This window comes from Amycolatopsis sp. NPDC114504 (assembly GCF_055633595.1).
Genome location: NZ_JBVKDU010000006.1, coordinates 117,631 through 138,921, shown reverse-complemented (window position 1 = coordinate 138,921; position 21,291 = coordinate 117,631). Strand labels below are relative to the sequence as shown.

Annotated in this window: 22 protein-coding genes; 13 read left to right on the top strand and 9 right to left on the bottom strand. The window is 71.7% G+C overall.

Annotated elements, in window-relative coordinates; translation table 11 throughout:
• Positions 1-31: 31 nt before the first annotated feature.
• The 3 genes from dxr (at position 32) to ispG (ending at position 3,722) form a co-directional block, all read left to right on the top strand.
• On the top strand, positions 32-1,234 hold the full coding sequence (gene dxr, locus ACZ7PG_RS42370; protein ID WP_470244860.1) for a 1-deoxy-D-xylulose-5-phosphate reductoisomerase: 1,203 nt from the start codon (positions 32-34) through the stop codon (positions 1,232-1,234).
• Positions 1,235-1,237: 3 nt separating this feature from the next.
• Complete coding sequence (locus ACZ7PG_RS42365; protein ID WP_470244859.1) at positions 1,238-2,452, top strand: M50 family metallopeptidase; 1,215 nt, start codon at positions 1,238-1,240, stop codon at positions 2,450-2,452.
• A gap of 136 nt (positions 2,453-2,588) precedes the next feature.
• Positions 2,589-3,722, top strand: coding sequence for a flavodoxin-dependent (E)-4-hydroxy-3-methylbut-2-enyl-diphosphate synthase (gene ispG / locus ACZ7PG_RS42360; RefSeq protein ID WP_470245680.1), 1,134 nt, complete (start codon positions 2,589-2,591; stop codon positions 3,720-3,722).
• 46 nt (positions 3,723-3,768) lie between these two features.
• Here the strand turns inward: ispG and ACZ7PG_RS42355 are convergent, their stop codons facing one another.
• Positions 3,769-4,023 (bottom strand): hypothetical protein, encoded by a 255-nt coding sequence (locus ACZ7PG_RS42355; RefSeq protein ID WP_155545387.1) that lies wholly within the window; start codon positions 4,021-4,023, stop codon positions 3,769-3,771.
• Positions 4,024-4,106: 83 nt separating this feature from the next.
• On the opposite strand from ACZ7PG_RS42355, the gene ACZ7PG_RS42350 reads away from it, so the two are divergent.
• Both ACZ7PG_RS42350 and ACZ7PG_RS42345 read left to right on the top strand, forming a co-directional pair.
• Positions 4,107-4,910 (top strand): helix-turn-helix domain-containing protein, encoded by an 804-nt coding sequence (locus ACZ7PG_RS42350; RefSeq protein WP_470244858.1) that lies wholly within the window; start codon positions 4,107-4,109, stop codon positions 4,908-4,910.
• Positions 4,907-5,296, top strand: coding sequence for a VOC family protein (locus ACZ7PG_RS42345; protein ID WP_470244857.1), 390 nt, complete (start codon positions 4,907-4,909; stop codon positions 5,294-5,296). The genes ACZ7PG_RS42350 and ACZ7PG_RS42345 overlap by 4 nt, the downstream gene beginning before the upstream one ends.
• Before the next feature lie 141 nt (positions 5,297-5,437).
• On the opposite strand, the gene ACZ7PG_RS42340 is transcribed toward ACZ7PG_RS42345, so the two are convergent.
• On the bottom strand, positions 5,438-5,644 hold the full coding sequence (locus ACZ7PG_RS42340; protein WP_470244856.1) for a DUF4177 domain-containing protein: 207 nt from the start codon (positions 5,642-5,644) through the stop codon (positions 5,438-5,440).
• Between the two features lie 100 nt (positions 5,645-5,744).
• Here ACZ7PG_RS42340 and ACZ7PG_RS42335 point away from each other — a divergent pair, with 100 nt between their 5' ends.
• The 3 genes from ACZ7PG_RS42335 (at position 5,745) to map (ending at position 9,336) form a co-directional block, all read left to right on the top strand.
• The gene (locus ACZ7PG_RS42335; RefSeq protein WP_470244855.1) at positions 5,745-6,599 is read left to right on the top strand and encodes a GNAT family N-acetyltransferase; all 855 of its coding nucleotides are present in this window, start codon (positions 5,745-5,747) and stop codon (positions 6,597-6,599) included.
• Between the two features lie 62 nt (positions 6,600-6,661).
• Positions 6,662-8,455 (top strand): penicillin-binding transpeptidase domain-containing protein, encoded by a 1,794-nt coding sequence (locus ACZ7PG_RS42330; RefSeq protein WP_470244854.1) that lies wholly within the window; start codon positions 6,662-6,664, stop codon positions 8,453-8,455.
• A 23-nt stretch (positions 8,456-8,478) separates the two neighbouring features.
• Entirely contained in the window at positions 8,479-9,336 is an 858-nt protein-coding gene (map, locus tag ACZ7PG_RS42325) for a type I methionyl aminopeptidase (protein ID WP_470244853.1), read from the top strand.
• A gap of 1 nt (position 9,337) precedes the next feature.
• Here map and ACZ7PG_RS42320 read toward each other — a convergent pair whose 3' ends face one another.
• The 5 genes from ACZ7PG_RS42320 to ACZ7PG_RS42300 all read right to left on the bottom strand — a co-directional run bounded on the left by ACZ7PG_RS42320 (position 9,338) and on the right by ACZ7PG_RS42300 (position 13,310).
• Complete coding sequence (locus ACZ7PG_RS42320; protein WP_436394399.1) at positions 9,338-10,141, bottom strand: ABC transporter permease; 804 nt, start codon at positions 10,139-10,141, stop codon at positions 9,338-9,340.
• Positions 10,141-11,097 carry an ATP-binding cassette domain-containing protein gene (locus ACZ7PG_RS42315; RefSeq protein WP_470244852.1) on the bottom strand — a complete coding sequence of 319 codons (957 nt, stop codon included), beginning with the start codon at positions 11,095-11,097 and terminating at the stop codon, positions 10,141-10,143. Before ACZ7PG_RS42315 ends, ACZ7PG_RS42320 begins: the two co-directional genes overlap by 1 nt.
• A gap of 29 nt (positions 11,098-11,126) precedes the next feature.
• The gene (locus tag ACZ7PG_RS42310; protein WP_470244851.1) at positions 11,127-11,969 is read right to left on the bottom strand and encodes a DUF4097 family beta strand repeat-containing protein; all 843 of its coding nucleotides are present in this window, start codon (positions 11,967-11,969) and stop codon (positions 11,127-11,129) included.
• Between the two features lie 73 nt (positions 11,970-12,042).
• Entirely contained in the window at positions 12,043-12,534 is a 492-nt protein-coding gene (locus ACZ7PG_RS42305) for a toxin-antitoxin system HicB family antitoxin (protein ID WP_470244850.1), read from the bottom strand.
• A gap of 92 nt (positions 12,535-12,626) precedes the next feature.
• Positions 12,627-13,310: a FadR/GntR family transcriptional regulator gene (locus ACZ7PG_RS42300; RefSeq protein ID WP_470244849.1), complete on the bottom strand. Its 684-nt coding sequence runs from the start codon at positions 13,308-13,310 to the stop codon at positions 12,627-12,629.
• Between the two features lie 49 nt (positions 13,311-13,359).
• Between ACZ7PG_RS42300 and ACZ7PG_RS42295 the strand changes: the two genes are divergently transcribed.
• The 3 genes from ACZ7PG_RS42295 to ACZ7PG_RS42285 all read left to right on the top strand — a co-directional run bounded on the left by ACZ7PG_RS42295 (position 13,360) and on the right by ACZ7PG_RS42285 (position 17,413).
• A complete protein-coding gene (locus ACZ7PG_RS42295) occupies positions 13,360-14,589 on the top strand; it encodes a CynX/NimT family MFS transporter (RefSeq protein ID WP_470244848.1) in 1,230 nt (409 codons plus the stop codon).
• 51 nt (positions 14,590-14,640) lie between these two features.
• Positions 14,641-15,537: an XRE family transcriptional regulator gene (locus tag ACZ7PG_RS42290; protein WP_470244847.1), complete on the top strand. Its 897-nt coding sequence runs from the start codon at positions 14,641-14,643 to the stop codon at positions 15,535-15,537.
• A gap of 85 nt (positions 15,538-15,622) precedes the next feature.
• Complete coding sequence (locus ACZ7PG_RS42285) at positions 15,623-17,413, top strand: fibronectin type III domain-containing protein (protein ID WP_470244846.1); 1,791 nt, start codon at positions 15,623-15,625, stop codon at positions 17,411-17,413.
• Between the two features lie 45 nt (positions 17,414-17,458).
• Here the strand turns inward: ACZ7PG_RS42285 and ACZ7PG_RS42280 are convergent, their stop codons facing one another.
• On the bottom strand, positions 17,459-18,853 hold the full coding sequence (locus tag ACZ7PG_RS42280; RefSeq protein ID WP_470244845.1) for a mycothione reductase: 1,395 nt from the start codon (positions 18,851-18,853) through the stop codon (positions 17,459-17,461).
• Between the two features lie 96 nt (positions 18,854-18,949).
• Positions 18,950-19,786, bottom strand: coding sequence for a M15 family metallopeptidase (locus tag ACZ7PG_RS42275; protein WP_470244844.1), 837 nt, complete (start codon positions 19,784-19,786; stop codon positions 18,950-18,952).
• 234 nt (positions 19,787-20,020) lie between these two features.
• Between ACZ7PG_RS42275 and ACZ7PG_RS42270 the strand changes: the two genes are divergently transcribed.
• Both ACZ7PG_RS42270 and ACZ7PG_RS42265 read left to right on the top strand, forming a co-directional pair.
• Entirely contained in the window at positions 20,021-20,833 is an 813-nt protein-coding gene (locus ACZ7PG_RS42270; RefSeq protein ID WP_470244843.1) for a S1 family peptidase, read from the top strand.
• Between the two features lie 18 nt (positions 20,834-20,851).
• Positions 20,852-21,286, top strand: coding sequence for a GNAT family N-acetyltransferase (locus ACZ7PG_RS42265; protein ID WP_470244842.1), 435 nt, complete (start codon positions 20,852-20,854; stop codon positions 21,284-21,286).
• Positions 21,287-21,291 lie beyond the last annotated feature (5 nt).

Genomic DNA, 21,291 nt, shown 5'->3' with positions numbered 1-21,291 from the left:
GCGGACACGCCCCGCGCGACAATGACCGGCGATGACTACCTCGCGAAGCGTCCTCGTGCTCGGCTCGACCGGGTCCATCGGTGTGCAGGCTCTCGACGTCGCCGCGCGCAACCCGCACCTCTTCCGGGTGGCCGGGATCGCGGCGGGCGGCGCCGATCCGGCCGCGCTCGCCGCGCAGGCGCTCGCCCACGGGGTCGAGGCCGTCGCCGTGACCAAGGCCACGGCCGCCGAAGACGTGCAGCTCGCGCTGTACGCCGAAGCGCAGAAGCGGGGCTACGACCAGGGCGACTTCAAGCTCCCGCGGCTCTTCGCGGGCTCCGACGCCGTCACCGAGCTGATCGACGCGGTGAAGGTCGACACCGTCCTGAACGCCCTGCCCGGCTCCCGCGGCCTCGAGCCCACGCTCAGAGCGCTCGCCACCGGCGCCACCCTCGCGCTCGCGAACAAGGAGTCGCTCATCGCCGGCGGGCCGCTCGTGCTCGCCGCCGCGAAGCCCGGACAGCTCGTGCCGGTCGACTCCGAGCACTCCGCCATCGCGCAGGCCCTGCGGGCCGGCCGCGAAAACGAAGTCGCCCGGCTCGTGCTCACCGCGTCCGGTGGCCCGTTCCGCGGCCGCAAGCGCGCCGAGCTGGCCGATGTCACCGTCGAGCAGGCGATGGCGCACCCGACCTGGTCGATGGGCCCGCTGATCACCATCAACTCCGCCACGCTGGTCAACAAGGGGCTGGAGCTGATCGAGGCGGCGCTGCTTTTCGACATCGCGCCCGAAAAGATCGACGTCACCGTGCACCCGCAGTCGATCGTGCACTCGATGGTGACCTTCACCGACGGCTCGACGATCGCCCAGGCCAGCCCGCCCGACATGCGGCTGCCGATCGCGCTCGCCCTGCACTGGCCCGACCGCGTGCCCGGCGCCGCCCCCGCCTGCACGTGGGACAAGGCCGCGACCTGGACTTTCGAGCCGCTGGACGACGAGGCCTTCCCGGCCGTCGAGCTGGCCCGCCACTGCGGCACCGTGGGCGGCTGCCTGCCCGCCGTCTACAACGCGGCGAACGAGGAGCTGGTCGCGGCTTTCCTCGCGCAGAACACCCGCTTCACGTCGATAGTGGACACTGTTTCCGAGGTGGTGGGAGCCGCCGACGAGTGGCGTCGCGAACCGCGCGACGTCGACGACGTTCTCGCCGCCGAGCGCTGGGCTCGCGCGCGGGCCGGTTCGATCATCGAGGGGAAGTAGCGGGTGTCCTACATCATCGGTGTGGTGCTCTTCGCGCTGGGGATCTGTGTCTCCGTCGCACTGCACGAGGCCGGCCACATGGTCACCGCGAAGGCCTTCGGCATGAAGGTCCGCCGGTACTTCGTGGGCTTCGGGCCCACGGTGTTCTCCTGGCGCCGCGGGGAGACCGAATACGGCCTGAAGTGGATCCCGCTCGGCGGCTTCTGCGACATCGCCGGCATGACGGCGCTCGACGAGGTGACGCCGGACGAGGCGCCGCGCGCGATGTGGCGGTTCAAGACCTGGAAGCGCACCGTCGTGATGTCCGCCGGGTCGGTCACGCACTTCATCCTCGGCTTCGTCGTGCTCTACCTGATGGCCGTGACGATGGGGCTGCCGAACCTGGCCGGCCCCACCACGACCGAGCCGGTGCTGGCCTCGACCTCGTGCGCCCGCGCGGCCACGACGAAGGAGCAGGCGCAGGACCCCAAGTGCCCGCAGGGCGCCGCGCGTCCCGCGGAGGCGGCGGGGCTGCGGGCCGGTGACAAGATCCTCGCGATCGGCGGCAAGCCGATCGCGACCTGGGACGAGATGCTCGCCACCGTGCAGGCCACCAGCGGCCCGACGGAGTTCGACGTCCAGCGCGGCGACCAGCGGCTGTCGCTCGTCGTCGACGTCCCGAAGGTGCAGCGCTGGAGCACCGCCGGCGTCAAGGAGGTCGGGATGATCGGCGCCTCGCCGCAGCTCCCGGCCGCGACCACGCAGTACGGCCCGGTCGCCGCGATCGGCGCCACGTTCAGCTTCACCGGCACGATGTTCTCCGAGACGGCCCAGCGGCTGGTCGAGTTCCCCGAGCGCATCCCCGCCGTCGTCACCGCGATCTTCGGCGGCGAGCGCGACCCGAACACCCCGGTCAGCGTCGTCGGCGCGAGCCGGATCGGCGGCGAGGCCGTCGAGCGGGGCATCTGGGTGCTGTTCTTCTTCCTGCTGGCCAGCCTGAACTTCTTCATCGGCGTGTTCAACCTGCTGCCGCTGCTCCCGCTGGACGGCGGGCACATCGCGGTGGTCTGGTACGAGCGCGTCCGCGACTGGATCCGCGCCAAGCGGGGCAAGGTGGCCGGCGGGCCCGTCGACTACACGAAGCTGTCCGGGATCACGATGGTCCTGGTGCTCATCGGTGGCGCGGTGACCCTACTCACGGTGACGGCGGACATCGTCAACCCGATTCGCTTGCAGTAGCGGTCCGCCACGGAGGGGTTCCGGCCCCTCCGTGGCGGGGCGCACGCGCCGTAACGCTGCTCACCGTGACGGTTGACATGGTGCGGGGCGCCCACCCGGGGTAGGTACGCTGGAAGCCGTGACCGTCGCACTCGGTATGCCCGCCCTGCCCCCGCCCGTCCTCTCCGAGCGCCGCAAGACCCGCCAGCTCCAGGTGGGCACGGTCGGCGTCGGCAGCGACTTCCCGATCTCCGTGCAGTCGATGACGACGACGCTCACCTCCGACGTCAACGCGACCCTGCAGCAGATCGCCGAGCTGACCGCCGCGGGCTGCGACATCGTCCGCGTCGCGTGCCCGTCGGCCGACGACGCCGAGGCGCTGCCCGCGATCGCGAAGAAGTCGCAGATCCCGGTGATCGCCGACATCCACTTCCAGCCGAAGTACGTCTTCGCCGCCATCGAGGCCGGCTGTGCCGCGGTGCGCGTGAACCCGGGCAACATCCGGAAGTTCGACGACCAGGTCAAGGAGATCGCGCAGGCCGCGAAAGACCACGGCACGCCGATCCGGATCGGCGTCAACGCCGGTTCGCTCGACAAGCGGATCATGGACAAGTACGGCAAGGCGACGCCGGAAGCGCTGGCCGAGTCGGCGCTGTGGGAGGCGTCGCTGTTCGCCGAGCACGACTTCCACGACATCAAGATCTCCGTGAAGCACAACGACCCGGTGGTCATGGTGCGCGCGTACGAGCTGCTCGCCGAGCAGTGCGACTACCCGCTCCACCTCGGCGTCACCGAGGCCGGGCCGGCGTTCCAGGGGACGATCAAGTCGGCCGTCGCGTTCGGCGCGCTGCTGCGCCAGGGCATCGGCGACACGATCCGCGTCTCGCTGTCCGCGCCGCCGGTCGAAGAGGTCAAGGTCGGCATCCAGATCCTGCAGTCGCTGAACCTCAAGCAGCGCAAGCTGGAGATCGTGTCGTGCCCGTCGTGCGGGCGCGCGCAGGTCGACGTCTACACGCTCGCCGAGCAGGTCACCGCCGGGCTCGAGGGCATGGAGATCCCGCTGCGCGTGGCCGTCATGGGCTGCGTCGTCAACGGCCCGGGGGAGGCCCGCGAGGCCGACCTCGGGGTGGCGTCCGGCAACGGCAAGGGCCAGATCTTCGTCAAGGGCGAGGTCATCAAGACCGTGCCGGAGCACGCGATCGTCGAGACGCTCATCGAAGAGGCCATGCGCATCGCCGAAGAGGCGGGCGAGTCCCTCGGTGCGGGCGAGCCGGTCGTCACGGCCGGCTGACCGCTTCCGTCAAAAGGCCTCCTCGCGCTGGTGAGGAGGCCTTTTTTCAGCCCTGCAGGTGGTGCTGGGCGGCGTCGCGGATCTGCAGCCGGACGTTCTCGAGCGCGGCGGCGACCTCGTCGATCTGCTGCGACGCCAGCTGGATCGAGCCCTGGATCGCGGTCGCGGTCGAGGTCTCCCCGAGCAGGCCGAGCACCTGGGCCTGCAGGTCTTCGAGGTCGCTCTTGGTGGCGAGCGCGATGCCGGTGGGCACCTGGTCGGCGAGCAGCTCCAGCTGCTGCGCCTGCTCCTGGATCGTCATCAGGTGGTTCCTTCCGCGGTGGGGACGCACCCTCCGTGTTATCAGAACCGGAACTGTCGGTGGTGACGTTTACGCTGGCATTCGTGACCGTGACCTGGGCTGTTCACGAGCCGCACCCCGTGGTGCGGCCCCTGGTCACGCGCTATGTCGGGTACGCGCAGGACGAGGTGACGCTGCCGGTCCACCGCGGTCTGCCGTCCCGGCATGTGACGCTCGTCATCAGCCTGGCCGGGCCGGTTCGGATGGCCGGGCACAGCCTCCAGGCGCTGGTCGGCGGGCTGCACACGCGCGCGGTGCTGATCCGGCAGGACCGCAGGCAGGAGGGGCTGCAGCTGGAGCTCGACCCGCTGGGCGTGCGGACGCTGTTCGGGGTCACGGCGGCCGAGCTGAGCGGCGAAGTGGTGGACCTCGCCGAGTTCGGCCTGGGCTCGCTGCCGGAGCGGCTGAGTCCCCTCACCTGGCACGAGCGGTTCGCCTTGCTCGACGACGTGCTGGCCGCCCGCGCGGTCTCGCCGGTGGTGCCACCGCCCGAGCTGGGGGAGGCCTGGCGCCGGATGCGGGGCGCGGACGGCCGCGTGCGCGTCACGGACCTGGCGGGCGAGGTCGGCTGGAGCCGCCGTCACCTGGGCGAGCGGTTCCGCGTGGAGCTGGGCCTGGCGCCGAAGCAGGCGGCGCGGGTGCTGCGGTTCGAGCGAGCCGGCCGGCTGCTGCGGCAGGGGCACGCGGACCTGGCCACGCTGGCGATCGAGTGCGGGTACTACGACCAGGCGCACCTGACCAACGAGTGGCGGGCGCTGGCCGGGTGCACGCCGCGGACGTGGATCGCCGAGGAGCTCCCGTTCCTCCAAGACGAGGAGGTGGCGGCGGGGCAAGACTCGCGGGCATGACTCCTGAACCGAACGTCTGGCCCGCCCTGCGCTACGACGACGCCCCGGCGGCGGTCCGTTTCCTCGTCGACGTCCTGGGCTTCACCGAGGCACTGGTGGTACCCGACGGCGACCTGATCGCGCACGCGGAGCTGCGCTGGCCCGAGGGCGGCGCGGTGATGCTGGGCAGCGTCCGCCCACCGGACGGAATCCACGACTCGATGAAGCCCGGCACGGGCGCGGTGTACGTGGTGTCGGACCAGGTGGACGCGATCCACGAGCGGGTGAAGGCGGCGGGAGCGGAGATCACGGCCGAGCTGACGGACACGGACTACGGCTCGCACACGTTCAGCCTCCGCGACCCGGAGGGCAACGCCTGGACGATCGGGAACTACCGCGGAGCTTGAACCAACGCGGGTTGACGGCGAACCGCGCGGGCAGTCGGGTCGCGCCCCTGCCGGCGAGCAGCAAGCCCCGGCGCGCGAACCCGGCTCGCCCGCGGAAGACCCGGCGGGCGAGCCACCACCCCGGCAGGCGAGCGCGAGCCCCTACTGAACCGGCCGCTCGAAGGTCACCAGCAAGCCCTCCACCCCGCCGGGCCCGACCCGGCCCTTCACCTCCGCCGTGGTGATCGCCTTCAGCTGCCACCCGTCCGCCGCGTGGTCGTTCAGCAGCTTCTCGAGCTTCCCGCCGGACATCTTCCCCCCGATGAGCTTCTCCCGGACCTCGACGACCTTGTACGTGTACCGCTGCATACGCCCCATTCTCCCCGGGAAGCCCGACCCGGGCCGTTCATCTCAGCGTGTCCGGGGCCTCGCGTTCCGTTTACCGGCGGAATCTGGCACCCTGGACCCCGTGTTGCGGCTTGCAGGTGCACGGCTGCTCGATGATCGGGACTATCCGGCGGTCCGTGCCGCGCTCGCCGCCGACCCGGTGGGCAGCTGCATGGTCAGCGCCCGGGTCGAGGCTGCCGGTCTCGACCCGTGGCGGCTCGGTGGTGAGCTCTGGGCCGCCGACAGCCGTCCGGTCCGGGCCGGACGGCTCCAAGGGCTGTGCTTTTCCGGGCCCAACCTCATCCCCCTCCGCGGCAACGCCCCCGCGTTGCGCTCCTTCGCCGACCGCGCGCTGCGCCGTCAGCGCACCTGTTCTTCCCTCGTCGGCCCGGCCGAGCAGGTCCTCGGGCTGTGGGAGGAGCTCGAAGACGAGTGGGGCCCGGCCCGCGAGGTCCGCGACGACCAGCCGCTGATGGCCCTCGACGCGACGCCGCTGGTCGCGGCCGATCCGCTGGTCCGGCCCGTCCGGCCGGACGAGCTCGAGCGGTACCTGCCCGCGGCCGTCTCGATGTTCATCGAAGAGGTCGGCGTCGACCCGCGCAGCGGCGACGGCGGCGCCAGCTACCGCGCCCGCGTCACCGAGCTGATCGGCGCCGGGCGCGCGTTCGCCCGCTTCGAGAACGGCGAAGTCGTCTTCAAGGCCGAGATCGGCGCGATGTCGGCGACCGTCGGGCAGATCCAGGGCGTCTGGGTGCACCCCGATCGCCGCGGCGACGGCCTCGGCACCGCCGGCACCGCCGCCGTGGTCAACCGGCTCGTGCGCGGGCTCGGCCGCACCGCCAGCCTCTACGTCAACGCCTTCAACACCCCCGCCCTCGCGGCCTACCGCAAGATCGGCTTCCAGCAGGTCGGCCAGTACGCGACGGTCCTCTTCTAGCCACTCTTCCGTGGCGGCGTTTCGACGCCGGGGCACCCCCGCTGACCAGGCATCATCCCGCCATGAGTGCACGTCGACGCCGCGGTGCCCTCGCGGTGCTGCTGCTCGTCGCCGCGACCACGGCCGGGTGCTCGGGCGACGACCCCGAGGACGCCCTCTCCGCCTTCCTCGACGCCCTCGCGTCCGGGGACGTCGCCACCGCGGCCGCCAACACCGACTCGCCCGACGCGGCCACGACCGTGCTGTCCCAGGTCCGCGGCGTGCTCGAACCCGAGTCCCTGGACGTCGACGACGAAGAGGTCAAGGAGCCGAACGGCGACACCGTGACCGCCGGCTACCAGCTCACCTGGCACCTGCCGCACGGCCGCACCTGGTCCTACCGCGCCGACGCCCTGCTGCGCGCGGCCGAGAACGGCTGGCAGGTGCACTGGCAGCCGACGGTCGTGCACCCGCAGCTGGCCGTCGGCCAGACCCTCGGCGTGCTGCCGCAGCTGCCCGAGACCGCGCCGGTCCTCGACCGCGACGGCGTGCCGCTGATGCGCCCGCAGACCGTGATCGGCGTGGCCGTCGACCCGCAGAAGGCGGGCAACGCGACCGCCGTCGCCGGCTCGCTCGCGAAGGCGCTGCACCGCTTCGAGCCGTCGGTCACCGGGCGGTCGGTGCTGGACGGGATGAGCAAGACCAAGCCCGGCGACGCCTACCCGGTGATCAGCCTGCGCGCCGGCGACTACCAGCGGGTCAAGCCGGTGATCTACGACCTGCCCGGCGTCCGGTTCGTCAGCCAGGAGCGGCTCCTGCCGGTCACCCGCGGCTCCGGGCAGCAGGTCCTCCCCGGCATCCGCACGCTGGTCGAGCAGCAGCTGGCCGGCGCGGCGGGCTGGCGGATCGTCACCCGGGGCGTCACCGGCGCCGAGGTCTCCGAGCTCAAGGCCGAGCCGCCGCGCCCGTCGCCCGCGGTCGCCAGCACGCTCAGCGCGCGGATCCAGGCCGCCGCCGAGAAGGCCCTCGACACCGAGCCGTACCCGGCCGCGCTGGTGGCGATCCAGCCCTCGAGCGGGGACATCCTCGCCGTGGCGCAGAACTCCGCCGCCGACGACGAGGGCTCGCTGGCCCTGTCCGGCCGCTTCCCGCCGGGGTCGACGTTCAAGATCGTGACGGCGGCGGCCGCGCTGTCGGCGGGCGACGTCGACGCCGGCAGCCCGGTCGACTGCCCCGGCACCACGACGATCGAGAACCGCGTCATCCCGAACGAAGGCCGGTTCGACCTCGGCCGCGTCCCGCTGACGACGGCGTTCGCACGCTCGTGCAACACGACCTTCGCCCGGCTCGCCGCCGGGCTGCCGTCGTCGGCGCTCACCGACGCCGCCCGCTCGTTCGGGATCGGCGCGGACTTCGTCGTCCCCGGCCTGACCACGGTCACCGGCGCCGTCCCGGCCAGCGACTCGGCCGTCCAGCGCGCCGAGAACGGCTTCGGCCAGGGCACGGTGGTGACCAGCCCGTTCGGCCTGGCGCTGGCCGCGGCCACCGTGCAGGCCGGGAAGGTGCCTACGCCGTCGATCGTCAAGGGAATGCCCGCGACCACGCAGAACGTCGGCGACGCGCCGTCGGACGACGTCCTGGGCGCGCTGCGCGGGATGATGCGCGAGGTCGTCACCAACGGCACCGCGACCGGGCTGCGGGACATCCCCGGCGTCGCGGGCAAGACCGGCACCGCCCAGTTCGGCGACGGTTCCCGCTCGCACGGCTGGTTCGTCGGCTACCGCGGTGACCTGGCGTTCGCGGTGCTGCTGACCGAGGCCGGGTCGTCCAAACCGGCGGTGCAGGCCGCGCACCGGTTCCTGGCGGGGGTCGGCTGAGCGGGCCGTCGTAAGGTGGAGGCATGTCCGTTCGTGCCCCGCTGGTTCCCGGCGTCCAGACGCCGCGCCGTGACGTCCCCAGTTCCATCGCCCGTCCCGAGTACGTGGACAAGCCGGCGCCGAAGCGGGACACCGGCAACGGCGTGCGCACGCCCGAGGTGATCGAGGCGATGCGGATCGCGAGCCGCATCGCGGCGCAGGCGCTGGAGGAGGGCGGCAAGGCCGTCAAGCCGGGTGCCACCACGGACGACATCGACAAGGTGGTGCACGAGTTCCTGCTCGACCACCACGCCTACCCCTCGACGCTGGGCTACCGCCGGTTCCCGAAGTCGTGCTGCACCTCGCTCAACGAGGTCATCTGCCACGGCATCCCGGACTCGACGATCATCGAGGACGGCGACATCTGCAACATCGACGTCACCGCCTACATCGGCGGCGTCCACGGCGACACGAACGGGACGTACCTGGCCGGCGACGTCTCCGAGGAGGCGCGCCTGCTGGTGGAGCGCACCCGCGAGGCGACGATGCGGGCGATCAAGGCGGTCCGGCCGGGCCGCCAGCTCAACGTGATCGGCCGGGTCATCGAGGCCTACGCGAAGCGCTTCGGCTACGGCGTGGTCCGCGACTTCACCGGCCACGGCGTCGGCCCGGCGTTCCACACGCCCCCGACGGTCCTGCACTACGAAGAGCCCTCCGTCGACACGATCATCGAGGAGGGCATGACCTTCACGATCGAGCCGATGATCACCCTGGGCACCATCGACTACGACATCTGGGCCGACGACTGGACCGTCACCACGAAGGACAAGAAGTGGACGGCCCAGTTCGAGCACACCCTCGTGGTGACGGCCGACGGCAGCGAGATCCTGACGCTGCCCTGAGTCAGTGGCTGGTGGCCTTCTTGTAGCAGCGCACCGAAAGCGGCACGAAGACCACCAGCAGCAGCGCGATCCACAGCACCGACGCCAGGAGCGCGTGCTGCATCGGCCAGACGTCGCGCGGCGGGAGTGCCGCGCTCGTGTTGCCGAACAGCTCCCGCGCCGCCTGGGTGACCGCCGAGACCGGGTTCCAGTCCGCGATCGCCCGCAGCGGGCCGGGCAGCCGGCCGCTGTCGACGAACGTGTTGGCCAGGAACGTCAGCGGGAAGACGACCACCATCGACACGTTGTTGAACACTTCGGGCTTGCGCACGGCCAGGCCCAGCGCGCCCATCACCCACGACAGCGCGTAGGAGAACGCCAGCAGCAGGACGATCCCGCCCAGCGCCTCGAGCACGCTCGTGTGGATGCGCCAGCCGACCAGCAGGCCGACCAGGCCCATGATGAGCAGGCTCGCCGTGCTGAGGATGAGGTCGGCGGTGGTCCGCCCGATCAGCACCGCGGCCGGTGACATGGGCAGCGAGCGGAACCGGTCGATGATCCCCTTCTGCAGGTCGTCGGTCAGCCCGTAGCCGGTGACGATGCCGCCCATCGCCACCGCGAGCGTGAAGATCCCCGGCAGCATGAACTCGCGGTAGGACAAGCCCGGGATGTCGATCACGCTGCCGAACACGTACCCGAAGAGCAGCACGAACATCACCGGCGTGAACACGAGGGACCCGAGCAGGTCCAGTGACCGGAAGATCTTGATCGAGTTGCGCTTGGCGACGGTCACGCCGTCGGTCACAGCCATCTGCACCGCGTTCATCACACGGCCTCCTTCGCGGTCTCGGTCACGTCATGACCGGTGAGGGTGAGGAAAACGTCGTCGAGGGTGGGGCGGCGGACGCCGACGTCGCGGACTTCGACGCCGTCCACCGCGAGCAGCGCCAACGCTTCGGTAAGCGCTTTCGCGCCGTGGGTCACGGGCACGGTGAGCCGGAATCCCTCGGCCTGCGGCTCGCCGCTGGACAGCCGGGACAGCGTCCGCTGCGCGACGACGAGGTCGTCGTGGGTGCCGACGGTCAGCTCGATCCGCTCGCCGCCGACGAGGTCCTTGAGCTCGTCGGCCGTGCCGCGGGCGATCACGCGCCCGTGGTCGATGACGGCGATGCTGTCGGCCAGCCGGTCGGCCTCTTCGAGGTACTGCGTGGTCAGCAGCAGCGTGGTGCCGCCGGCGACCAGCTCGGTGATGACGTCCCACAGCTCGGTGCGGGCCCGCGGGTCGAGCCCGGTCGTGGGCTCGTCGAGGAACAGCACCGGCGGGTTCGCGACGAGCGCGCCGGCCAGGTCGAGCCGGCGCCGCATGCCGCCGGAGTAGCCCTTGACCGGGCGGTCGGCGGCGTCGTCCAGGCTGAACCGGGCCAGCAGCTCCCGGCCGCGCGCCTTGGCCCGCTTGGTGCCCAGGTGGTACAGCCTGCCGACCATCTCGAGGTTTTCGGCCCCGGTCAGCTCGAGGTCGACGGCGGCGTACTGCCCCGACGCGCCGATGTGCGTGCGCAGCTCGTGCGCGTCCTTCACGACGTCGAACCCGGCGACCGTCGCGCGGCCCGCGTCCGGCTGCTGCAGCGTCGTGAGGATCTGGACGGTGGTGGTCTTCCCGGCGCCGTTCGGCCCGAGCACCCCCAGCACCGTGCCTTCGGGCACCGACAACGACATCCCGTCGAGCGCGGTGACCTTCCCGTACTTCTTGACCAGTCCCTCGGCCACGATGGCGTCTGACATGGATCTTCCCCTTCGTGTGTGCGGAGTCTTCAGGCGCGGCGGATGACGATGTCGCCGGTGTAGGTGTGGGCCTTGACCTCGACGGTCTCGGTGCTGCCACCGGGTCCGTCGGTGGCGCTGAGCGTGTTGCGCACGGTGCCGGTCAGGGAGTTCAGCTCGAGCCACGCGGCGCTGCCCTCGCGGATGCCGACCTCGATCTCGCCGACGGCGGTTTCGAGGACGACGCGGTCGCGGATGACCTCGCCGACCCGGATGTCGCCGGAGGCGGTCTTGGCGTGCACGGCCGCGTGGGCGAGGTCGACGAGGATGTCGCCGTTGGCGGTGTTGACGCGCAGGTCGCCGGTCACCTCGCCGACGCGGGTTTCGCCGTTGGAGTTCTTCAGCACGGCGGTGCCGTCGATCTCGCGGATCCGCAGCTCGCCGGAACCGGTGTGGACCTCGGCGTGCCCGGTGGCGCGCTCGACGGTGACGTCGCCGGTGGCGGTGCTCGCCTCGAGCCGGGCGGCCTCGTCGAGGTGGATGTCGCCGACGGACGTCTTGACCCGGCTGTCCCCGATGCGGCCGCCGACGCGGAAGTCGCCCATCGCGGCGGTGCCCTGGATCCGCGAGCCCGCCGGCAGCTCGACCGTGATGTGCAGGGCGCCGGCCTTGCCCCAGAGCTTGGTGACGTACTTCGGGCCCTTGACCAGCAGCTCGCCGTGGGCGAACTCGACGCGGGTCCGGGCGACGGCCTTGACGTCCTCGTTGTCGGCCGGGTCGGCCGGGGTGACCTCGACCGTGGTCTCCGCACGCTCACCGGCGACGATCCGGACGTCCGCGACGCTCACGTCGATCGCGGCCGTGATCGGTTCGGGAGTGGGGAAAACAGGCATGGCTGCGCCCTCCTGGGGTGCTCGGGTGGCGTCTCCGCAGGTCGGAGACGTGAAGGAAACGAAGAAAAGGGGGTTACTGAACCCAGCCGGTGTACTTCTCGCCGAAGGCCGACCGGCGCGGGGGCGGCTGGGCCCGGCCCGGGCCGAGTGCGCTGGTCGCGGCCCGGACCAGCCAGGCGTTGATGGAGATCCGGTCCCGGCCGGCGGCTTCTTCGACGCGCTGCTTGAGCTGCTCGGGCAGGCGCAGGTTGATCCGCGCGACGGCGCCGTCATCGGGCTCGGGCGGGGGCGGCGGCGCGTCGGCGGGCGCCGGTTCGGGTGTGGTGGGCAGGGAGACGGCGAACTCGGCGTCGCGGCGGCGAAGGCGTACTTCGACGGAGCCGGGTGCGAGGTCGCGGGTGATCTCGTCGGTGGCGGCCGAAAGCGCGTCGAGCAGGGTGAGCCGGATCGCCGATTCGAGCGGCGCGGTGAGCCGCTCGGCCAGGGCGACGGCTTCCTCGCCCGCCGCTTCGGCGGCGACCGCGAGCTCCCGGCGGAGTTCATCCACGAAGGGCGTCAGGTCCATGGCATTACTGTGGCACCGCGATGGCACCACGACAACCCTGAATTGGCACCCTTAAGGGTCGGAAGTGGTGCCATCAGATCCGAAAGTCCAGGTCAGGAGCGTTCGACGCGCTCCAGGAGCTCGTCCAGGAAGCCGCAGGCCTCGGCGGCCGCGCGGTCGGGGTCGCGCCGGGCGATGGCCTCGGCGAGGCCTTCGTGGCCGATCTCCGGCACGTGCTCGACGCCCGGCGTGATGCTCGACGTCGCCGCGACGCTCGCCGTGATGACTTCGGTCAGCCCGCGGTGGAGCTCGGTGAGCAGTCCGTTGTGCCCGGCGCGCACGACGGCCGTGTGGAACTCGGCGTCGGTGCGCGCGAAGTCCTCCCAGCGCCGTTCGCGCAGCTCGACCTCGCGGCGGGCCAGCAGCGACCACAGCTCGGCGACCTCCTCTTCGGTGCGCGACAACGCGGCGAGCCGGGCGCCTTCGGCTTCGAGGGTGCGCCGGACCTGCAGGACTTCGCGCAGCTCGTCGCCGCAGAGACGGCGGATCGCGCCGGACACCTCGCTGGTGGCGCGAACGTAGGTGCCGTCGCCCTGGCGGACTTCGAGCAGGCCCGTGTGTGCGAGCGCGCGCACGGCTTCGCGGATGGTGTTGCGCCCGACGCCGAGCTGTTCGCCGAGCTCGGCTTCGGTCGGGATGCGCTCGCCGAGGGGCCATTCGCCCTCCGCGACAGCGGTGCGCAGCTGCTCGATGACCTGGTCGACCAGGCCGGCCCGCCGGGTGGTGGCCAGAGGCACAGGAGTTATCCCTTCATCCAATCATCCTACGTATGCGATAGTAGCGGTCATGTCCGTCGAACACCGTGAATCCGCCCTGGAACCCGAGCTGGACGGCGCCATCGAGGTCCGGACGCCGGGCGTGGTCGCCGCCGGCGCGCTCCTCGCGGTCGCGGTGGTGCTCACCGCCCTCAACCTGCGCCCGGCGATCACCGGGGTCGGGCCCATGCTCGAAGAAATGCGCGCCGACCTGGGCACCTCGGGAGTCTGGGCGGGCGTGCTCACGACGTTGCCGACGCTCTGCTTCGCCGGCGCCGGGCTCGCCGCGCCGCTGCTCGCCCGCCGCACCGGGATCGGCTCCGCGATCGCGATCGCGCTGGCCACGATCGCGGCCGGGCTGGTCCTGCGCGTGGTCGACGGCCCGGCCGTGGTGCTCGGCGGGACGCTCGTCGCCACCGCCGGGATCGCCCTGATCAACGTGCTCATCCCGGTGGTCATCAAGGACTCCTTCCCGGCTCGCATCGGCGTCATGACCGGCGTCTACACCGCGGCCCTGCAGGGCGGCGGCGCACTCGGCTCGGCGGTGACCCCGCAGCTCGGCGACGCCTTCGGCGGCTGGCGCCCGGCGCTGGGAAGCTGGGCGGTGGTGGCCGTCGTCGCGCTGGTGGCCTGGATTCTCGCAGCCCGCGGCACCGGCCGGACGCCCCGGCCCACCGACGCCGACGCCGCCGGCCGCTCGCTGCTGCGCAACCGGCTCGCCTGGATCGTCACGACCTTCTTCGGCCTGCAGGCGTTCTACGCCTACGCCGCGATGGGCTGGTTCCCGCAGGTGCTGATGGACGCCGGCGTCCCGCGCGACGAGGCCGGCCTGCTGTTCGGCCTGGTCTCGCTGATCGCGGTGCCGATCAGCCTGTTCGTCGCACCGATGGCCGCCCGCCAGCGCGGGCAGGGCGCGTGGATCATCCTGCTCGGGGTGTTCTGCATCGCCGGCACGACCGGTCTGATGCTGGCCCCGTCGTGGTCGCCGCTGTTGTGGAGCCTGCTGATCGGCCTCGGGATGAGCGTGTTCTCCCTCGCCCTGACGGTGATCGCGCTGCGCGCCCGCACCGGCGCCGACACCGCCCGGCTGTCCGGCATGGCGCAGGGCTTCGGCTACCTCTTCGCGGCGCTGGGCCCGTTCCTGTTCGGTCTGCTGCACGACCTCATGCACGGCTGGCAGGTGCCGCTGGCGATGCTGCTGGGCCTGCTGCTCGTCCAGATGGTGTTCGGCGCGCTCGCCGGCCGCCGCCGGTTCGTCTGATTCTTAACAGTTAACGGCGTTCGTCCGGCCCGGGGCGCTTAAGATCACCGGATGGCCGTGCCGTCGCCGGACCTCGGGACGCTGCTGCGCGTGGGCCCGTTCGACGCCGCCCTGCGCGCGGCCATCCGCGCCCGCGGCCTGAGCCTCGACCGGCTGCGCGAACACCTGCGCACCCGCGGTGTCACGGTGACGACGGCGACGTTGAGCTACTGGCAGTCCGGCCGCAGCCGCCCCGAACGGCGGGACTCGGTGCGCGGGCTGCGTCAGCTCGAAGCCGTCCTCGAGGTCCCGGAAGGTTCGCTGGTCGCCTTGCTCGGGCCGCCGCGGGCGCGCCGGTCCGCGCACGCGGAGATCGGGCGGTTCTGGCCGGACGGCCGGCGCATCGACGCCGCGGTGTCCGATGTGGACACCCGGTGGGACGAGCGGCTGACCCGGCTCAGTCAGCACGACGTGGTCGTCGTCGGCCCCGCCCGCGAGGAGCTGGAAATCCGGTCGCGGCAGGTGCTGCGCGCGGAAGCCGACGGCCCGGACCGGTGGGTGGTGATCCTGCACCTCGACGAGCACGACCGGCCGCTGCCGGAGCTGCGCGACCTGCGCGGCTGCCACCCGGGGCGCCGGGTGCTCCGGCCGGGAGATGGCCTCCTCGTCGTCGAGCTGCTCTTCGACAGGCCGCTACGGCGCGGCGAAACGGTGCTCACCGAGCACACGCTCGTCAACAAAGCGCCGCACCCGGTCGCGACGAACTACGAACGCAAGTTCCGGCTCCCGGTCCGCGAATACGTGCTCGAAATCCGCTTCTCGCCCGAGGCGGTTCCGCCGGTGTGCCGCCGGTTCGCGGAGCCGGGCGAAGAGGCCGACGTCGTCCCGGAATCCGGTGCGGTGCACGGGGTCGCGCTGAACTTCGGCCCCGGCCGGTACGGCTTCGAATGGGATTGGCCCGCCAGTTAACTGTTAAGGACTTCCGGATCTTCAAATCGGTTATCCACCCGTTTTACGGTTTGCGCACTCCACTCGCCGATCCGAGGAGAAACCGATGCGCAGAATCGTTTCCGTCACGGGGGTGGCCGCTTTGGCCGCGCTCGGCCTGGGCCTGGTGCCCGCCGAAGCGGCCCCGGGCCACCCGGACGCCGAGGTAGCAGGCGTCGCCGCGGCGTTCGGGCTCACCGCGGACCAGGCCCGGGCCCAGCTCGACGCCCAGGACCAGGCCCACCGCGTCGCCGCGACCCTGCCCGCCGCGGTGCGGGCATCCTCGGCCGGTCAGTGGTTCGACGCGGCCACCGGGAAGCTGACTGTCGCCGTCACCACCGCCACGGCGGCCGACCAAGCCCGGGCCGCGGGCGCGGCAGCCCAAGTCGTGGCGCGGAGCCAGGCCGACCTGGACCGGACCGACACGGCCGTCCGGGAGCTGGTCGGGAAGGGCGTGCCGGGGGTGTACGGCTGGGGCGTCGACGTCCGTGGCAACGAGGTCGGCGTCGACGTCGATGCGACGAAGAAGACCGCGGCGACCGAGAGTTTCCTTTCGCGCGCAAGGGATCTCGGCGTCCGGATCACCGAGACCGCGACGTCGCCGCGGCAGCAGTCCGGCACGATCCAGACCGGCAACCCGTGGTGGCCGGGCAGTGAGAGCAACTGCTCGGTCGGCTTCCCGGTGACGGATTCGGCCGGTGCCAAGCACTTCCTGACCGCGGGCCACTGCACGAACGACCGCGACCAAGCCGCGTACGGCGCTTCGGGCCAGCAGAACAAAGTCGGCACGTCGAACGTCGGCGGCACCCACAGCGTCAACGCCCGCGAAGGCGACATGGGCGTCGTCGCGGTGACGGAGGCGGGCTGGAACCTGTCCGCGTCGGTCAACACCTGGGGCGAGCCGGCGGTCACGCTGGCCGGCGCGGCCGAGGCGATGGTCGGCGACCGCGTCTGCCACTCCGGCAACACCTCGCACTGGAAGTGCGGCGAGGTGAAGTACACGCACAAGTCCGTCGACTACGGCGGCGGCCTGGTCATCGACGACCTGACCTGGACGACGGCGTGTTCCCTCGGCGGCGACTCCGGCGGCGGCTGGCTGCTCGGCGACAAGGCCACCGGCCTGCACGACGGCGGCCCGTCGCAGTGCGTCGACAACCCGTCCGACGGCGACCTGTCCCTGTTCCAGCCAGTCATCGAGGCGCTGACCAAGTGGCAGCTCACCCTGGTGACCGGCAGCGACGACACGACCCCGCCGAGCGCGCCCGCCAACCCGCGCGTCACCGGCTCGACGGCCACCAGCGTGTCCCTCGCCTGGGACGCGTCGACCGGTGACGCCACCGCGTACGACGTCTACAACGGCTCCGCGCTCGCCACGAGCGTCGCGGGCACCACCGCCACGGTCACCGGGCTCTCGCCGGACACCGCGTACACCTTCACGGTCAAGGCGCGCGACGCCGCGGGGAACGCGTCTCCCGCGAGCGCGGCCGTCGCCGCGCGCACGCAGGCCGGTGGCGGCGGCCGGACTCTCACCAACGGCACGGACTACCCGATCCGCGACTACCAGCAGGTGTTCAGCCCCATCACGTCCACCCTGACCGGCCAGGCGGCGACACCGCTTTCCGTCGCGGTCACGCTGCGGCACACCTGTGCCGAAGACCTCGGTGTCACGCTCCTCGACCCGAACAGCCGGGCGTACGCGCTCAAGTACAGCGGCGGCAGCACGTGCACGGCGTGGAACGGCACTCGCACGTTCACCGTCCCGGCAACCGCTCCGGCGGGCGGCCGGTGGCAGCTGCGCGTGACCGACTACGGCCCCGGCGACACCGGGACCCTCGACACCTGGTCGATCACGCTCTAGGGACTCCCGCGGGCCGGGCGGTCACCCCGCCCGGCCCGCGGTGACTCAGTCCAGCGGCAGGTTGAGCAGGGCGTTCTCGATCAGCTCCGGCATCGCCGGGTGGATCCAGTACTGCCCGCGCGCCATCGAGCGCGCGTCCAGGCCGAAGCTCATCGCCTGGATCAGCGGCTGGATGACCGACGACGCCTGCGGGCCGATGATGTGCGCGCCGAGCAGCTGCCCGGTCGCCGGGTCGGCCAGGAGCTTCGCGAAGCCCGTGGTGTCCTCCATCGCCCAGCCGTACGCGATCCCGGCGTAGTCCTGCTTCGAAGTCACGTACGAGACGCCCTTGTCGCGCGCCTTCTGCTCGGTGAGCCCGACGGAGGCGACCTGCGGGTGGGTGAACACCGCGTGCGGCACGAACCGGTGGTCGGCCTTGATCCGCTCGTCCGGGTGCAGCAGGTTGTGCTGCACCACACGGGATTCGTGGTTCGCGACGTGCTTCAGCTCGTGCGGCGAGGAGAGGTCGCCGAGCGCGTAGATGCCCTCGACCACCGTCTCCTGGTAGTCGTCGACGACGACGTGTCCACTGTCCTTTGTGGTCACTCCGGTGGCGGCGACGTCGAGGAGGTCCGAGTTCGGCTTCCGGCCGGTGGCGATCAGCAGGAGGTCCGCTTCGACGGTCTCGGCGCCCTTCGGGCCTTCGAGGTCCAGCGCGACGCCGCTGTCGGTCTTGCGGGCCCGGACGGTCTTGCGCTCCAGGCGGACGTCGAAGCGTTCCGAAGCCAGCTCGGTGAACCGCGCGCTGACGTCCTCGTCCTCCGAGCGCAGCAGCCGTCCGGACCGGTTGACCAGCGTCACCCGCACGCCGAACGACGCGAAGACGTGCGCGAACTCGGCCGCGATGTACCCGCCGCCCAGGATGACGATGCGCTCGGGCAGTTCGTCGAGCCGCATGACCGTGTCGGACGTGTGGTAGTCGATGTCGCTCAGGCCCGGGATGTCCGGGATGACCGGGCGCCCGCCCGCGGCGAGCACGAACTTGTCGGCGGTCAGCACCTCGTCGGCGCGGCCGTCGGGGAAGCTGACGCGTAGCTCCTTATGCCCGGTGAAGCGGCCGGTGCCCTCGTAGACGTCGACGTTCTTGTTGTCCTCGTGGCTGCGGCGGTACTCCGCGCCGCCCGCGGCGATCGGGTCGATCCGGCCGAAGATCCGGTCGCGGATGTCGCGCCAGCGCACGCCCTTCAGCTCTTCGTCGACGCCGTACTTCGCGCTGTGCGAAGGCGTGTACGCGACGTCGGCGGCGTACACGAACATCTTCGTCGGGATGCAGCCGACGTTCAGGCAGGTGCCGCCGAAGGTGCCCTTCTCGACGATCGCCGTCTTCTGGCCGGCGAAGTCCGGGCCGAGGATGGAGTTCCCCGATCCCGTCCCGACGATCACCAGGTCGTAGTGGGGCACTGCATCCTCCGCGGGGTCGGTTCCGGTCGATTCACCCTAGCCAACCGCCTGCGCGAGGCGCGTGTTCCCGCGTGTGCTTAACGTCGTATTACGTGCTCAGTGGCCGTTGCCGGTGAAGTGCATCCGGTCCTTCGGGCTGGTCCAGGCACCGCCCCAGCTCCACCCGATCGCCGCGAACGCGCGCACGGTCGCGTCGCCCGCCAGGACCATCCCCGGCCGTCTGTTCGCGCGGTCGAGGTAGGCCGAGGCCAGCTCGGGGAGCACGAGCGGGCCCTGGGTGTAGGGGTTGCAGAACGGGTTGACGTCCACCGCGAGCCCGTACGCGTGCGCCGACCAGCTGGTCTGCCCGCGTGCCGGGCGGCAGACGAACGCGCTGGTGCTGTTGCCGTCGCCGGTCGGCGGCGCGACCAGCTCGGCGGGGGTGGTCACGCGCATCTCTTCCAGCGGGAAGTGCGCCGCGAAGAGCTGCCCGAAGACCTTGGTGATCCCGGCGGCGCCCTTCGCGTTCACCAGCATCTCGCCGGTGTGCGCGCGGCCGTCGAACCCCCAGAACGACATCGTCAGGTAGCGCAGGTCGGCCGGTTTGACCGGGCAGGCGGCCTGCCAGGTGCTGCGCGCGAGGACGTCGGCGGGCACGGCGCTGATCGTCGACGCGTACTTGCCCCCGGCCGGCGGCGGGAGGATGTCTTTTGTCGGAAGTGCCCGGTTCACCAGTTCGGGTGGCGTCGGCTCGATCTCGCCGAACCCGTCCGGGCGGCGGGGGAGCGCGCGGGCACCCACCTGCCAGGTGACGGCGGGCGCGCTCGCCGCCGCCTGCGGCGTGGAAGTCACCGGGGCGGGGGGTTTGGCCACCGCGGTCGAGGACGGCGTCGCGGCCACCGGCTGCGGGGTCTGCGGGCCTTCCGACGTGCAGGCGGCCAGCGTGAGGGCCATGAGTGCCCCCCAAGCCGCCATCGCTGTCCGTCTCATCTAATCAGCTTGGCAGAAGCGTTCGGTGAGCGCGGAGTCCACCCGTTTCAGTGACACCGTTTCGGGCCCACTCCGATTAGGGTATTGAGCGCCGCTCCTTCACGCACCGGAGTCATCCGGGTGCCGAGCGCTCTGTCTCGTGCTGTTAGCTCGTGTTGATTTAAAGCTCGTGTTGATTTAAAGAAGGGGGAACGACCCATGTCCGTGAAGTCCCGCCGATCCCTGCTGCTCGCGAGCGGCGCGCTCCTCGCGGTCGCCGCGGTGGCCGTCCCGGTGGTCGTCGGCACGGCGTCGGCGGACCCGGCGTCCGCCAACCAGCCGCGGATCGTGGGCGGTGACAAGGCCTCGCTTTCGGACCACCCGTACGCGGTGTACCTGACCGACGCGAGCGGCAACCAGTTCTGCGGCGCGGTGATCGTCAGCTCGACGGCCGTCGCGACGGCGGCGCACTGCGCCAAGGCGGTCGCGAAGTCGGACGTCCGCGTGGTGGCCGGCCGGGAGGACAAGCGCACCGACGAGGGTGACGTCCTCGGCGTATCGAAGGTCTGGATCAGCAAGGGCTACAACGATCCGACGCAGGGCGACGACATCGCGGTCATGACCGTCCGCGGCCAGCTCGGCTACCGGCCCGCGAAGCTGCCCGGCAGCGGTGACGCCGCTTCGTACCGCGAAGGCACGAAGGCGACGGTGCTCGGCTGGGGCCGCGTCGCCGACGGCGGCGACCGGTCCGACTACCTGCGCAGCGCCCAGGTCCCGCTGGTGTCCGACAGCGCCTGCCGCTCCGACTACTCCGTGTACGACCAGAAGACCATGGTCTGCGCGGGCTACACCGAAGGCGGCATCGACGCCTGCCAGGGCGACTCCGGCGGCCCGCTCGTCGTGGGCGACACACTGATCGGGATCGTGTCCTTCGGCGACGGCTGCGGCAAGGCGGGCAAGCCGGGCGTCTACACGCGCGTCTCGGCCTACACCGACGACATCGAGGCCCAGGCCGAGCCCCGCCTCTTCTGAGCGTGGTAAGCAGGGGGCATGCCGACCCTGCACGACGCGACCGGGCCCGAACTGACCGCCGCCCAGCTGCACGACATCCTCCGCCTGCGCGTGGACGTGTTCGTGGTGGAGCAGAAGGCCGCGTACCCGGAGCTGGACGGCCGTGACCTGCGGCCGGACACCCGTCACCTGTGGTTCTCGGACTCCGGCGGCGTCACGTCGTACCTGAGGGTGCTCGCCGACCCCGGTGGGGTCCGCCGCATCGGCCGGGTGGTGACGGCGGCCGCCGCCCGCGGCCAGGGCTTGGCCGCGCAGTTGATGGACGCGGCCCTGCTCACCCCGGGCGAGTACGTCCTGGACGCGCAAACGTACGTCCAGGGTTTCTACGCGCGCTACGGCTTCGTCGCGGAAGGCGCGGAGTACACGGACGAAGACGGAATCCCGCACATCCGCATGCGCCGCCTCCCGCGGTAGCGCCG